At 51.9% G+C, this 14,343-nt stretch carries 15 protein-coding genes; 13 read left to right on the plus strand and 2 right to left on the minus strand.

Going from position 1 to position 14,343, the window contains the following annotated elements; all coding sequences use genetic code 11:
• Positions 1-78: 78 nt before the first annotated feature.
• The 13 genes from O4H62_RS00005 (at position 79) to O4H62_RS00065 (ending at position 12,733) form a co-directional block, all read left to right on the plus strand.
• On the plus strand, positions 79-642 hold the full coding sequence (locus tag O4H62_RS00005) for a hypothetical protein (RefSeq protein ID WP_269384955.1): 564 nt from the start codon (positions 79-81) through the stop codon (positions 640-642).
• Positions 639-917 (plus strand): hypothetical protein, encoded by a 279-nt coding sequence (locus tag O4H62_RS00010; protein WP_269384956.1) that lies wholly within the window; start codon positions 639-641, stop codon positions 915-917. Before O4H62_RS00005 ends, O4H62_RS00010 begins: the two co-directional genes overlap by 4 nt.
• Before the next feature lie 294 nt (positions 918-1,211).
• Positions 1,212-1,451 carry a hypothetical protein gene (locus O4H62_RS00015; protein ID WP_269384957.1) on the plus strand — a complete coding sequence of 80 codons (240 nt, stop codon included), beginning with the start codon at positions 1,212-1,214 and terminating at the stop codon, positions 1,449-1,451.
• Between the two features lie 402 nt (positions 1,452-1,853).
• A complete protein-coding gene (locus tag O4H62_RS00020; protein WP_269384958.1) occupies positions 1,854-2,186 on the plus strand; it encodes an ArsR/SmtB family transcription factor in 333 nt (110 codons plus the stop codon).
• Between the two features lie 10 nt (positions 2,187-2,196).
• On the plus strand, positions 2,197-2,700 hold the full coding sequence (locus tag O4H62_RS00025) for an arsenate reductase ArsC (protein WP_269384960.1): 504 nt from the start codon (positions 2,197-2,199) through the stop codon (positions 2,698-2,700).
• A gap of 1 nt (position 2,701) precedes the next feature.
• Positions 2,702-3,772: an ACR3 family arsenite efflux transporter gene (gene arsB, locus O4H62_RS00030; protein ID WP_269384962.1), complete on the plus strand. Its 1,071-nt coding sequence runs from the start codon at positions 2,702-2,704 to the stop codon at positions 3,770-3,772.
• A 244-nt stretch (positions 3,773-4,016) separates the two neighbouring features.
• The gene (locus tag O4H62_RS00035; protein WP_269384964.1) at positions 4,017-4,901 is read left to right on the plus strand and encodes a PhnD/SsuA/transferrin family substrate-binding protein; all 885 of its coding nucleotides are present in this window, start codon (positions 4,017-4,019) and stop codon (positions 4,899-4,901) included.
• A complete protein-coding gene (locus O4H62_RS00040; RefSeq protein WP_269384965.1) occupies positions 4,898-6,355 on the plus strand; it encodes a sensor histidine kinase in 1,458 nt (485 codons plus the stop codon). Before O4H62_RS00035 ends, O4H62_RS00040 begins: the two co-directional genes overlap by 4 nt.
• Positions 6,342-7,676, plus strand: a complete 1,335-nt coding sequence (locus tag O4H62_RS00045; protein WP_269384966.1) for a sigma-54-dependent transcriptional regulator — start codon at positions 6,342-6,344, stop codon at positions 7,674-7,676. Before O4H62_RS00040 ends, O4H62_RS00045 begins: the two co-directional genes overlap by 14 nt.
• A gap of 158 nt (positions 7,677-7,834) precedes the next feature.
• On the plus strand, positions 7,835-8,359 hold the full coding sequence (locus tag O4H62_RS00050) for an arsenate reductase (azurin) small subunit (protein ID WP_269384967.1): 525 nt from the start codon (positions 7,835-7,837) through the stop codon (positions 8,357-8,359).
• Between the two features lie 15 nt (positions 8,360-8,374).
• Positions 8,375-10,822, plus strand: a complete 2,448-nt coding sequence (locus tag O4H62_RS00055; RefSeq protein WP_269384969.1) for an arsenate reductase (azurin) large subunit — start codon at positions 8,375-8,377, stop codon at positions 10,820-10,822.
• A 58-nt stretch (positions 10,823-10,880) separates the two neighbouring features.
• On the plus strand, positions 10,881-12,158 hold the full coding sequence (locus O4H62_RS00060; protein ID WP_269384970.1) for a molybdopterin molybdotransferase MoeA: 1,278 nt from the start codon (positions 10,881-10,883) through the stop codon (positions 12,156-12,158).
• Positions 12,155-12,733, plus strand: a complete 579-nt coding sequence (locus tag O4H62_RS00065) for a nitroreductase family protein (protein WP_269384972.1) — start codon at positions 12,155-12,157, stop codon at positions 12,731-12,733. The genes O4H62_RS00060 and O4H62_RS00065 overlap by 4 nt, the downstream gene beginning before the upstream one ends.
• A 143-nt stretch (positions 12,734-12,876) precedes the next feature.
• Here the strand turns inward: O4H62_RS00065 and O4H62_RS00070 are convergent, their stop codons facing one another.
• Both O4H62_RS00070 and O4H62_RS00075 read right to left on the minus strand, forming a co-directional pair.
• A complete protein-coding gene (locus O4H62_RS00070; RefSeq protein ID WP_269384975.1) occupies positions 12,877-13,698 on the minus strand; it encodes a class II glutamine amidotransferase in 822 nt (273 codons plus the stop codon).
• Positions 13,683-14,000 (minus strand): hypothetical protein, encoded by a 318-nt coding sequence (locus O4H62_RS00075; RefSeq protein ID WP_269384977.1) that lies wholly within the window; start codon positions 13,998-14,000, stop codon positions 13,683-13,685. The genes O4H62_RS00070 and O4H62_RS00075 overlap by 16 nt, the downstream gene beginning before the upstream one ends.
• Positions 14,001-14,343 lie beyond the last annotated feature (343 nt).

Consider the following 14,343-nt stretch of genomic DNA (forward strand, 5'->3'; position numbering starts at 1 on the left):
AAGGCCTACATCAAATGGGAATGCCAGGATGCATGATCACCCCATCCGGGAATTTCCAGACAACAGGTTGCTCAATCTTTGTTCGGCGAACTCAAGAAGACAGAAGAGACCGGATTGATTGCTGCCGCATGCGCTCGTAGTCCACAGCCGATGCGTCAGTACCTCGCAAACCCAGACTCGACAGCGTTCCGCAGGGCACCAGTCAAAGTCACTGACACGCTGGTAAGCTTGCTGATGTCGGCAGATGTGATCAGGCCTGATGCCACCCCTTCCAATTATGCGAAATATGAGGGGTGGCAGGTCGATATCAATATGAACTTGCCATGGCCTGGGAAGTCATACTTGATCGCACTGGAGGTCTATGATCGCCACGGAGTGAGTGAGCCTGTTTCGTTCCCTGATACACGGATTGCCGCACCTGTCCTCAACGACGCTGCACGCCTCCGTCACGAATGGCGCAAGGTCTTCTTCGGTGGTCGCGTTCCACGCCAAGACCTCGCCGACGTCGCTGGCACAGACATCTATAATGTGGCCTGGGTTGGTCGTGAGCATCCAACTCGTGGCATCCAGCCGACACACGAGATGGTCATGTGGGCGATGGCAAACGATGCGGGCATGGAAACCTTGGGAGAAGCAGCATGAGCAAGCCACAACCAACACGCAACCCCTTCGCCAAGCGTGTGCTACCTCCTGCTCTAGCGGCGCAGGTCATCCAAACGCGACCAGCCTCAACGCACGGCCGTGTTATCCTCTTCAAGACTCGAGAGGACGGCACCGTTTACGAAGATTTTGGTAGGCCGCTCTTTCTTTATATCGATAAGAATTCACTGACAGCAAAATACAATCTGCCAGATGGCCGATATCTCCAGGGATCGCCTGAGCATCTGGCAAAGCGGGCTGAACTCGGCATCAATTGAAACCAAAATGAAGACAGAACGGGGCTGGCAGGTGGAAACTTGTCAGCCCCTAGTTTCGTTTTTAAGCAAGCAGACGTCGTGTGTCGGGAGACATCAGGACCAGCTCGCCTGCATTTGATGATCTGAGTAGCCCTCGCTTGATGCAAGCCGCCGGTGAAAATTAAGCATGTTTTCTCATCGGCACGTTTTCGTGCCGTCAGCGATGGACATGGAAAGATTCTGATCACACCATCTATGTATGGATTACGGGGTCGGCGGATTCGATGCCACCCAAAAACACAGAGAAATATGAAAATGGCAAAGCAAGAAAATGTAGACGACATGAAAAAGTTTCTGGAGCTTGTTAAGCAAATTGACATTCTTCGCTACAAGCTCGAAGACCTGCTACCTGATCTCAAGGAAGCGCTCGAAGATACCGACGAAGACGGCTATAACATTGTGAACGACTTCATCGACAATCCGATGAACGAACTTGAGTACATCGGAAACGATGTCGAAGAGAAAATTGAGAATTGGTTGAAGGAACACACATAGAGACCGAGCCAAAAGTTAGTTCTGGTCAACCAGTTTCCTGATTGCCGCGAGCTTCACGCGGCAGTCCTCTCCCGCCTCCGCTAAGCCACTCATGTACCGAGCGACGTCTCTCTGGGTCATGCTCACGTGCATATGCAGCGGCTTCCGCCTGCGAAAAGTACTTGCCGAAGGTGCCGCGCAGACCAGCGATGCCATAGTTCAGGTTCTCGGAGAAGCGCGTGACGTCGCCCGTGGCAACACCGAAAGCGGGTCATCCCGACACGGCCAGCAAGCTCACAGGGACGTTTCGTGCGTTCATATGCAATTCTCACGGACTGAGTTGGGGCGTGGCGATGTCCCGCAAGTACCGATAGTTTTGCAAGTTGGCTTGACGCAACGCTAAACATCAAATAATCATGATAAATGGAATCATTTAAGGCAGTTCCAGCATTCTCCGCCCTTAGCCAGCAAACGCGGCTGGATGTCTTTCGCCTGCTCATCAAAGCAGGTGCAGAAGGCTTTTTGGCTGGCGATCTAGGGGAACAGCTAGACGTCAGGCAGAATACCATGTCTGCCAATTTGACGGTACTTCTGAATGCAGGGCTTGTTCGCAACGAACGACAAGGCAGAACAGTTCGCTACTTTGCAGATTTCGATGCGGTGCGAGGGCTTCTTGCGTTCTTGCTGGAAGATTGTTGTGGCGGCCGCCCCGAGCTTTGCCAGCCCGTCATAGATGAAATTGCGTGTGCTTGTTGAGGAGAATGCCGTGAGTGATCGCGTCTATAACGTTCTGTTTCTTTGTACAGGGAATTCTGCGCGTTCGATCTTGGCAGAAGCTCTCATGAATCATGTCGGCGCAGGGCGGTTCAAAGCCTATTCAGCCGGGTCGCATCCCAAAGGTGAAGTGCATCCCCAATCCATCGCGCTGTTAAAGCGGATGAATTTTGACACTTCATTTGCTCGGTCAAAAAGTTGGGACGAATTTGCCGCTCCCGATGCGCCAAAAATGGACTTTGTCTTTACGGTTTGTGACGATGCGGCAGGTGAGTCTTGTCCCGTTTGGCCGGGTCAACCAATGTCAGCCCATTGGGGTGTTCCGGACCCTGCCGCTGTTCAGGGTACAGATGCCGAGATTTCGTTGGCGTTTTCGGACACTTTTAGAATGCTGAACAGCCGAATTTCCATTTTTGCCGCGTTGCCATTAGCCAGCATTGATCGGCTATCTCTCCAGCGAAAACTCAATGATATTGGCAAAGATACGAGTTCATAGAATGAGCATTCAGCGCGAAATCCACCACGATCAAACCGCGCCATCAGGCATCGGTATTTTTGAAAAATGGCTCTCTCTTTGGGTCGCACTGGCCATTGCGCTTGGCATCTTTCTTGGGCAGGTTTTGCCCTACGTGTTTCAAGCGCTTGCTGCCCTTGAATACGCCCACGTGAATTTGGTGGTTGCCGTTCTGATTTGGGCGATGGTTTACCCCATGATGGTATCGGTTGACTTCGGAAGCATTCGGCATGTGACAGACCAGCCGAAAGGCTTGCTGATCACCCTCGTCGTCAACTGGCTGATAAAGCCGTTCACCATGGCCGCGCTCGGCGTGCTGTTCTTCAAATATCTTTTCGTTGAATTGATAAATCCGGCGGAGGCAGACTCCTATATTGCCGGGCTAATTCTCTTGGGAGCTGCCCCCTGCACGGCAATGGTGTTTGTGTGGTCTCAACTGACGCGGGGCGACGCCAATTACACATTGGTTCAGGTCAGTGTGAATGACCTGATAATGATCTTTGCCTACGCACCGATTGTCGCACTGCTCCTGGGTGTGACCGACATTCCCGTGCCTTGGGACACGCTGGTACTCAGTGTTGTTCTTTATGTGGTGGTCCCTCTCTTTGCTGGCGCACTGACCCGCCAGGCTCTGATGCGAGGGAAGCGGACTGATGAGGCGGTTTCACGTTTTACCGCCACGCTGAAACCGTTCTCAATCCTGGGTTTGCTGGCAACCGTCGTTTTGCTCTTTGGCTTCCAAGGTAGCGTAATCCTGGCTCGACCTCTGCTCATCGCCCTCATAGCGGTGCCACTTCTGCTCCAGTCCTATGGTATTTTCGCAATCGCCTACGCCGCTGCCTGGGCCATGAAAGTTCCGTTTCGGATTGCCGCTCCTTGCGCAATGATCGGAACTTCCAATTTCTTTGAATTGGCTGTTGCTGTCGCGATCGGGCTGTTTGGCCTCAACTCTGGAGCTGCGCTTGTTACAGTCGTAGGTGTGCTGGTTGAAGTGCCGGTGATGCTCTCACTCGTAGCGTTTGCAAATCGGACCAAGTCACATTTTCCGGCATGAGCAAGGAGTGAGTGATCAAAGTAGAGCGACATAATGGAGGAACTGATAAGCTCACTATTCTGACGCGAGGGTGTTCCACCTATCTTGTCGACCGATACCCCGAGCGTGTGGAAAATGCGAAGGAATTGTCAAAGCGAGCCAATCAAGAATCGACTCAATTCGTATTGAATTTTCGCCGCCTGGAATCAACTTGACTCATTTTGTGGCCGGAATACCTTTGTAGAAAAAGGAGGAGGAACAACGAATGCCTTCTTCCAACAGGGAGAAGTTCAAGAGTCGCCGGGCATTTAATTTGTATTTGGCAACGCTTGTCCTCGCTCCAGGAAATGTTCTGTCGCAAACCCAAAATTCGACGACCATTCGATTCGGGCTTACCCCTGTATTCTTAAATGACGATGTTCAGTTGTTGTTAGTTATCAAGAATTATCTTGAAATCGCAACCGGATACACAATTGAACTCACGACCCGAAGGACTTACCAGGAAATCACGTCTCTGCTTGTTTCGGGCCAACTGGATGCTGCCTGGATTTGTGGCTATCCATTTGTGAAATTTGAAAACGAATTGGAAATACTCGCTGTTCCCGAGTGGAACGGAAAGCCTTTATATCAATCCTATCTGATCACGAAATTCGACCGGGAGGCATCAAGACTTTCTGACCTCAGAGGTGATATTCACGCCTTCTCAGACCCTGACTCCAATTCAGGTTACCTGGTTACCACGGCGTTATTGCAAGAGAACGGCCTAAGTGCGGACACCTTTTTCAAGAAGACACTTTTTACCTATTCCCATAGAAATGTAATCCGCGCGGTGGCGTCCGGCTTGGTTCAGTCGGGCAGCGTTGATGGGTACGTTTGGGAGGTGATGCGTGAAATCGATCCAGGTCTCGTTGCCGGTACAAAGATTGTTAAGAAATCCGATTGGTTTGGATTTCCACCTATTGCGGTGATCAAACGATTTGGTCAGACACAACAGGCAAACGCGTTGAAAAGGGCTTTGCTTTCATCAAGCGAAACCGAAGCAGGACGGGCGATGTTGGATTATCTCCGGCTTACCGGCTTTGTTGATGCGAACCCCACCTTGTTTGATTCAGTGAAGCGAAATATCGATCGGCTCGGTGGTTTGTTATGAATCCGCTTCGTCGGTTTGGCCAGCTTTCGTCTGCGTTTCGCGTACCACTGATGGTCATGCTCTTGATGACTGCGGTTTCCATCGTTTTGTCCGAGCGTGTGCTTACTCGTCTATCCCAAAATCAGGAAGCCTATTTGGAGGGATTAGCAGGGTCTTATCTGGATGGCATAGCAGCCTCGGTTTCCCCTTCGGTGCTCCGTCAGGACAGCTGGGAGGTATTTGATGTTCTGCTACGTATGAAGCCTCAAAGGGCAGCCATACAACCAAGAGAAACTGTTATCACCGATGCCAATGATATCATTCTGGCGTCTGATAAGCCCGATGCTCATCCTACCCTGGAGCGCATGGACGCGGAATTCCAAATGGAATTTAGCGAAGGAAGAATGAGGCTTGATACAGTTTCACAGCTAGCCTTCATGGCAAGATCAATCAACCATAATGAAGAGGTTATCGGCAAGGCTTATGTGGTGTTTGACGCGTCTTATTTGCTGAACGAGCGGCGCGAAGTATTGCTGACGTTACTCCTAACAAATGCCCTGCTGACAATGTTGCTTGTTGCAATTGGTTTTTTCGTGGTTCGGCGCATGGTTCTTCCCATGCAAATACTTGAAATTCATCTGCAAAAAGCAGCTTCGGGTGGGCTGGAACCTATTTCTGATAGTGAATTTCCGGGAGCAGGAGGCGAAGCCAAGCGAATATTTGGTGCCTTTAATCATCTTGTAAAATCGGAGAAGGGTAGGGAAGAGCTTGTGGATCGTCTCACAAAAGAAGAGCGTATGGCCAGCCTTGGAAGGATCGCGTCTGGCATGGCTCACGAGATAAACAATCCGCTTGGCGGCCTTCTGAACGCCGCAGATACCCTTGAGAAGCATGGCCATCGGGAAAAAGTACGCTTCGAGACAATAGATTTGATAAAACGTGGACTTTTGGGAATACGTGATGTCGTTCAAGCAGCGCTTGTTACCTATCGCCCCGAGCGAAGCTCGAGAATGTTCACAACAAAAGACCTTGAAGATGTCGCACTATTGTTAAAGCCGGAATTGACGAGCCGAACTCAGGAATTGATAATTTCTTCATCACCGTCCATTTGTTCGTTTGATGGCCTGCCGGCCGGTCCTATGCGCCAGGCAATCATGAATCTTGTGCTCAACGCATCAAACGCTTCGCCGCATGGCGCTGATATTGTCCTGTGCGTCAATCAATCAAAGGACGCCATCTATTTGGAGGTAAGAGATGCCGGTGAGGGATTACCTGGTGCTGTCGGTGAAATCCTTACCGCGCCTATAAAATCCGGCATTCCCGATGGAATGACCGGACTGGGCTTGTGGGTTGTTCGTCAGATAGCTGATGAACTCGGCGCAACTTTGTCGGTCAAACCCAACAATCCAAATGGCACGATCATCGAAATTGTAATTCCGCGTCGTCCTCTGGAGGTGATTCATGCAGCCGCCTAGACCAATGGATATTGGGATCATCGAAGATGACGCGATCATGGGCAGATCGTTGGTTCAGCGATTTGAATTGGAAGGCCACAAAGTTGTTTGGTGGACAACCGGAAGTGACGCGGTAAATGCGACGGATTTTTTGGAAAAGGACATCATTGTCTGTGACATCAGGCTGCCAGATATCACGGGCGAAACCGTTATGCGTCAGGCTGGGCGGAACGGTTTAGCGCCACCCTTCCTGTTTATTACCGGTTACGGAGACATAGATCAGGCGGTCAGACTGATGCGATTGGGCGCGTGCGACTACATGACCAAGCCGTTCGAATTTGAAGAATTCATCAACCGGATAATCCGTAGTGCCCGGGGTGCCCAAAAGACAAAGAACATGACACGGCGGCTTGGCCAATCTGCGGAAATGCAGGCGCTTGAGAAAAGTCTCATCAAATTTAGTCAGACCGATTTTCCAGTCCTAATAATTGGCGAAAGCGGCGTTGGTAAAGAATCTGCGGCCCGTTTTCTGCACGGGCAATCCAGCACGTCCGGTCACCCATTCATGGCGGTGAACTGTGCTGCCATTCCTGCCGATTTGTTGGAGAAAGAAATATTTGGTGAGGAGCTTGGCTCACTGAATGATCACGTCAGCCCACACCGTGGATATGCAGAACGGGTCGGCTGCGGCACGATGTATCTGAGTGAAGTCGATAGGATTCCCGTGCCGGTGCAGGCTAAGCTCATGGAACTTGTCGAGACAAATAGCTTTACCCGAATTGGGGGATCAGCAACGATTGTATTTGCGGGCAGGATTGTCGTATCGAACAATTCTGATCTGAAGAGTGCCGTTTCCAAAGGGCAAATGCGGGATGATCTATCGTTCCGGTTGTCTGTACTTTCTGTCGATATTTCACCCTTGAGGAACAGGCCAGAGGACGTCGAATGGCTTTTGCCTCAGATGGTGGCGACTGCCTGCAGCCGCCAGGGCCAGCTGCCAAAAACACTTTCCGCTCAAGCAGAAGAGTTTGCTTTGGCTCACGACTGGACTGGAAATGCATTCGAAATGCGCAACCGTGTGGAACGAGCGGTTGGTTTGTCCCGTGATCAGGAACTGGCAGTCACAGATCTTTTTCCAGAATTCCACGTTGAGGACAAAAGTCACCAAGAATTTCCCTCACTGGCACAAGCTCGGGAAATGGCTGAGAAACGCCAGATTATTAGGGCTCTTGAACGATCAGGCGGTCAAATCGGAATCGCAGCAAAACTTCTTGGCGTTTCGCGCACGACACTCTGGGATAAGATGACACGCCTCGACTTGGGTCTAAAAGAACGTTCGTAATCCTGAACATGATGGGTGAAACCATGTTCGGAATCCTGAACATCGTGCGCCTTTTATGCATGGATGCCTGAAATTTCCTCTCAAATCGGCATTTTGATCTTCCTCCACTATTTTTGACGATGCAGACTTTACTCTCTGGGAATCTATGGGAGGATTACATGTCTCGATGCACGAAATTGGTTGATGTTGGCCGCCGTCAGTTTTTGCGGGGTGGGTCTGTTGCCGCTGCTGGCTTGGCAACTGCGGCTGTTCTGCCCGCAGCGCAAGCAAAAGCCGCACCAGCAAATGCGCAAGTCGATTATCCATCAAATAGGCTCGCCAATGTAGCTGATCTTACAGTGAACGAGCCAATGGATATCGAATATCCAGATGCTGATAGCCCCGGCGCATTGATAAAGCTCGGACAAGCGGTCGAAGGCGGTGCTGGGCCGGATGGCGACATCGTGGCATTTTCAACGTTATGCCCACACAAGGGTTGGTTACTTGCCTACAATTCAGCGGACAGCACGTACAATTGTCCGGGCCATTTTTCCCGCTTCGACGTAGAGGCAGGTGGTCAACAGGTTTGGGGACATGCCACCCAGAACCTTCCTCAATTCACCCTGCGAGTGGACGACAAAGGTGACATTTTTGCTGAAGGCGCGAGTGACCTGATTTTCGGTCGTCCGTCCAACGTGTTGTAAGGGGAGGAAAACATCATGGCTTACAAAAGACAAATCGACCGGCTTCCCATTCCACCAAAGGATGCTACGATTCACAATGTGACGTGTCACTACTGCATCGTTGGATGCGGGTACAAGGCTTACACTTGGGATCGCAACAAGCAGGGAACTCTAACCGACAATGCCTTTGGCATTGATCTGAGTGAACAGCAGGGTGCCGATGGCACCTGGATGGCACCATCCATGTATAATGTCGTCAAACAGAACGGCAAGGATGTGCATTTGGCTGTGGTGCCTGATCATGATTGTGTCGTGAACTCGGGACTCGGTTCAATCCGCGGCGCGCGAATGGCTGAAAACCGCCCCTCCACAGTCACTGGGACACAGCAGCAACGGCTTACTGATCCGATGATGTGGCGCTATGGCGTCTTGCAGCCGACGAGCTGGGATGACGCGCTGGATCTCGTGGCGCAGGTTACAGCGCGCGTTGTTACCGAGGGCTCCGAGGACGATCTGGTTGTCTCAATGTTCGACCATGGTGGTTCGGCAGGTGGATACGAAAACACCTGGGGAACTGGCAAGCTCTACTTTGAATCCATGAAGATCAAGAATTGCCGCATCCATAACCGTCCGGCCTACAATTCGGAAGTTCACTCCACCCGCGACATGGGTGTGGGCGAGTTGAACTATCAGTACAAGGACTATGAGCTGACCGATACGATCATGATCGTCGGTGCCAACCCACTGGAAACCCAGACCAACCTGTTCCTGAATCATATGGTTCCGGGCATGAGAAATGGTGCAAGGGTTATTTTTGTTGAGCCTCGTCGTACAGTGTCAGTCAATGCTTCAGAAGAGGTGGCAGGCAAGGACAATGTTCTGCATTTGCAGATCAATACCGGGACAGACATGGCCCTGTTCAATGCGATCTTGACCGAGATTGTTGCCAAAGGCTGGGTCGACAAGGACTTCATCGCCAATTCGACCTTCCAGGACGGCATTGCACAAGCTGAAGATGCGGGGCATCCCGCTGCACTTGGCAGCATTGAAGAGGCAATGAAAGCTTGCACCATGTCTCTGGATGAGGCGGCCGGTATCTGCGGTGTTGATGCGGCTGACATTGCGAAAGCCGCCGCATGGATCGCTGAGCCGAAAGATGGTGCGCGTCGCAAATGTGTTACCGCTTATGAAAAGGGTATTATCTGGGGCAATGACAATTACCGCACGATCGGTGCCTTGGTGAATATCGCCTTGGCCACCGGCAATGTCGGTCGCGAAGGTGGCGGCGTTTGTCGTCTTGGCGGTCACCAGGAAGGATACTACCGTCCATCGGACGCTCATGTCGGCCGCCCAGCAACCTATGTCGATCAGCTTTTGATCAATGGTGGTGGCAAGATCCACCACATCTGGGCATGTGACCATTATAAGACCACCCTGAACGCTTCCCAGTTCAAGCGGGTTCACAAAAAGCGCTCCGACATGGTGAAGGAAGCCATGGATGCAGCAGCTGGCGGCACCCGCGAAGACTTGATCAACGCGATCGTCGATGCCGTCAACAAGGGCGGCCTCTTTGTGGTCGATGTTGACATCATTGACAGTCAGATCGGTCAAAATGCTCATGTGGTTCTGGCCGCATGTGAATCAAATGAGATGAACCTGACTTCCATGAACGGTGAGCGTCGTTTGCGTCTATCCGAGAAATACATGGATCCGTTCGGTAACTCCAAACCAGACTGCTTGATTGCTGCCGGCATCGCCCAGCACATGGAACGCGTACTGAACGCAATGGGCAAGGCGGATTATGCAGCCCAGTTCCAGGGCTATGACTGGATGACCGAAGAAGACGCCTTCATGGACGGCTATAACAAGGGCAATCCGGAGGTCACCTATGAGCGTTTGCGCGCAATGGGCAACAATGGCGTGCTCGAGCCGGTTGTGGGCTTCGAAAACGGCATGCTTGTCGGCACTGAACGTCTGTATTCCAACGGCGAATTTGGAACCGGTGACAAAAAGGCCCGTTTCTGTGCTGCCGGCTGGCGTGGATGGCAGGCTGAAGGCAAGGCCGAAGAGCAAGCGAAATACAAGTACTGGATCAACAACGGTCGGGCCAATATCTTCTGGCAGAGCCAGTTCCTTGATCAGGATAATGACTTCATCCAAGACCGCTTTCCGTTCCCGTTCATCGAAATGAATCCAGCCGACATGGCCGATATTGGCGTAGGTCCGGGAGATTTGGTCGAAATCCACAATGCCAACGGCGCTACACAAGCGATGGTTTACCCAACGGCAACAGCACGTCGGGGCGAGACTTTGATGGTCTTTGGCTCGCCGGCTGGTTCACAGGGGAACGTAATCAACCCTGGCGTGAACGAGTTGGTTTTGCCGGACTACAAGCATACCTGGGCTGACATTCGGAAAATTTCCGATGCTCCTGCGACGGCGAAGGCGATCTCCTTCAAGTCGAAAGAGTACAAGTCAGCCTAATACCCAATAGGCACCCGCCGCGATATTGTCGCGGCGGGTTTTCTTCGAGGAGAGGTATGTGATCCAGAAATCCGACATGACAATTTTAAAAATTGCAGAATGTAATGCTGGTAAAGACGGAAAAGTCCTTACTGTCGATATCGCAGCCGGCAAGGCTTTGGCGATCGCGGTTGCGACTGGACGGCGTCAGATTTTACCCCTTGGCGAAGCCCATGGCCGTGTTGTTTGCGAACAAGTCAATGCCGCTTCCAGCGTACCCCCCTTCGACAATTCGGCCATGGATGGATTTGCCGTAAGTTCCCAGTCTTTCAGAGGAACGGGGCCTTGGCAGTTGACGATAACTGACAGGATCGTAGCCGGGGAGAACCCAAATAGAGACATTGCACCTGGTGAAGCCGCTCGCATCATGACTGGTGCTCCAATGCCCGAGGGCACCGATACTGTTATCATGCAGGAGCATTGTATTAGGCAGGAAAATTCAATCATCGTGTCACAAAAGCCGGTATGCGGTCGTCATGTGCGACTTGCCGGGGAGGATGTGGCCAAAGGCAACATGCTTCTAAAAAGGGGAACTCATCTGAACTCTGCAAAGCTTGCATTACTTGCTGCGGCTGGAATAGGGCGGGTCGATGTGTTCGGAAAAGTCTGTGTCGGGTTGATGTCAACCGGGAGCGAATTATTGGAACCGGGAGAGCAAATGGTTCCAGGAAAGATATACAATTCAAATCGCTACTATTTGCTGTCCAGACTCAATCATCCGTGGATAGAGATCATCGACTACGGGATTGTCAGCGATGACGCTGATGCTATACGCAAATTAGTGCGTAAGGCTGCGGCGGAGTGTGACATATTGATATCCACTGGTGGCGTGTCGGTAGGCGAAGAAGACCACATGCTTGATGTTCTCGCAAAAGAGAATGCCGAGCTTGAAGTGCTTAAAGTCGCCATGCGTCCAGGAAAGCCCGTTACAGTCGGTAAGCTCGGCAAAACTCTCTATTTCGGACTTCCCGGCAATCCGTATGCTGCTGCAGTGACGTTCGAAAAAATTGCTTGGCAAGCCATTCTGGCCGCCGGCGGTAGCGCTGCCAAAGCTTTTGAACCGATTCATGCGATTAGTGGATTTGACCTCAACAGAAAACCTGGCCGAACAGAATATGTGCCCGTGACTTGGTCAGAGACTGACCAATATGGCCGACCGATTGTCCGGCGGCTCGGGCGCGGATCATCTGCGAGCCTTTTGCCATTAGCTGAGGCGCGTGGACTTGCCACTCTCTCGCCCGACCACGCGGCGATTTCAAAGGGCGATCTGCTTCAGGTCGAGTGCATTGAACAGTGACCGCTATCGTTGATGCGATTTGTGCAAGGCGATCCGTTTCCCCAAAACTACTAGGTAAGCCCGGACCTAGCGTTGAACACATCGTGGAAATGATCCGTGCAGCATGTGCAGCACCAGATCATGGCAATCTTGCACCAACACGTTTTGTCTATATCCCAGATGATGCACGCCAATCGCTGGCAGAGGAGTTTGCAGCCGCTGCATTGGAGACGAACCCGGACAGTTCGCAGAGTGAACTGGAGGATGCCAAACAGCGGGCGATGAATGGCGCGTGCCTCATTGCGGTTTGGGCGCATATTGATGAGAACAATCCTGTAGTTCCACCCCAGGAGCAATGGATTGCTGTCGGGGCAGCTATGCAAAATCTACTATTGGCCGCAAATTCATTGGGTTACCACTGTAAGATAGTGAGTGGCGCAAGAATTTCCTCCAAATCACTTCGGGCTGCATTCAAACTGGGGGATGGTGATATTTTGGTAGGATTCGTCGTTCTCGGTACCTATACGGGGCAAGCGAAGAACCGACCGCGACCAGAACCCGAAGCAATCTTGTCTTCATGGAATCCAGATATTTAGGGCTATGGATACTGGCAATTCACACAGCTAAATCCAGGACTCATTGATTGATCTAGAAGGCGACGGTTGATGCGACGCAGATTGCGGACATATATCGCCATGAGGGGCCGTACGGCCAGATTAAACGTGATTTGCCTCGTCTGTCATGGAATGCCGGTGCTGCTTCTGCCGCCGATCCGACCGGCACGAAAGGCAATGACCTCATCTTCCGCAAATTCGTGCCAAGGTTCTGCCGTCAACGGAACGCTTGCCACGATGCTAATGATTTGATCCGCGCCGGTGACGGTTATTCCATTTCCGATGATCTCTGCTTTGGCCGGCGAACATTGATGTTGCAGAAGGACCAAACCAGGAGCTGTTACTTTACCTGTCGCAGGATTCTTGCGTCGATGGCCGTGTGCAAACAGGGCGTCGCCGTCCGAATAAAGGAAATTTGCAGGACCGAGGCCGCGCACCTCTGCTGCAAAGTCTGCAATGATATCCAGACGATTTTCAAGTGGCGGAATAACGCCCGGTTTCCTCCAGATCATGGCCAGCCGATCCAGTAACCCGCAAAATGCCTCCTCTGAATCCGTTTCACCGACAGGGGCGAAACGGGTTGACTGAAAAATAGCGGTTTCAAAGATGCCTGGTAGCCAGCCGTTATGGGCAAAGCTGTGCATTCGCCCAGCTAACTCTCTCACGAAGGGCTGCGCGTTACGATAGGCGGGGGTGCCCATCGTCGCCTTGCGTATATGCGCCATCACGATATTGCTCCGCAAATCATGCTGGCCGACAAAGCGCAGCCAGTCGCTATCATCTGCTGAACCTGCATCTTTGATCAGCCGAACATCCGGTCCCTCATAATAGGCGACGCCCCAACCATCCCGGATTGAAGTCGGCGGGCCGCCGTGTTCTGCCAACCGCGAAAGCGACAAGGATGCCGTAGCGGGCAAGTTGCTGGACAGTCCTAAAAGTTCACACATGGCTCTAAATCTCCCCGTCGAATTGAGATCCCACGCGCAGGCCAGCGTGGTGCGTGAATTCTAACCTGCTGCCCGGCCCTCGTTATGCCGATTGGGCACAGCGTCAGCACCAGCGTGTGGATCAGCAATTGTTGAAACACGATGATAAATGACTTGGGCAGAAAATAGAGGGACTCTGTTATCGGAAGTTCAGAATCCCATTCTGGGCACCATTCAAAAAAGGGCGGCAGGCTGGGCACCATATAGGTAGTAAAGGCTATTGCCACCGCAAAAAATCCCATCGAAAGTGTGAGGTCGCGCAAGCGCTTCTCAAGCAGCTTCCACCGGAACTATGTTCACCAAGTGGTGTAGCAGTGCGAAAGGGCGATTGCTGCGGCACTGATCCAGAATACGGAGTAGGTAGCGTTGGCGGTCGGATGTGATTGTAGTTTGGTTCGTGGCGCAATACGGGCAACAGGAAATAATAGCGCAGATCCGACAAGATCCGGAAAACCTAGACCACCAGCGCTAATGTTTGCACCAATGCTGACCGGAAGTTGACCGTGCGCTCCACCCCATCCGACATGTCACCCACCGCGTCACCCAAGCATTTCAACCGCCAAGGCGATACCCTGTCCCCCTCCGATACACAGCGTAACGATGCCA

Source organism: Parahoeflea alexandrii, from assembly GCF_027214025.1.
Taxonomy (GTDB): Bacteria; Pseudomonadota; Alphaproteobacteria; order Rhizobiales; family Rhizobiaceae; genus Hoeflea; species Hoeflea alexandrii_A.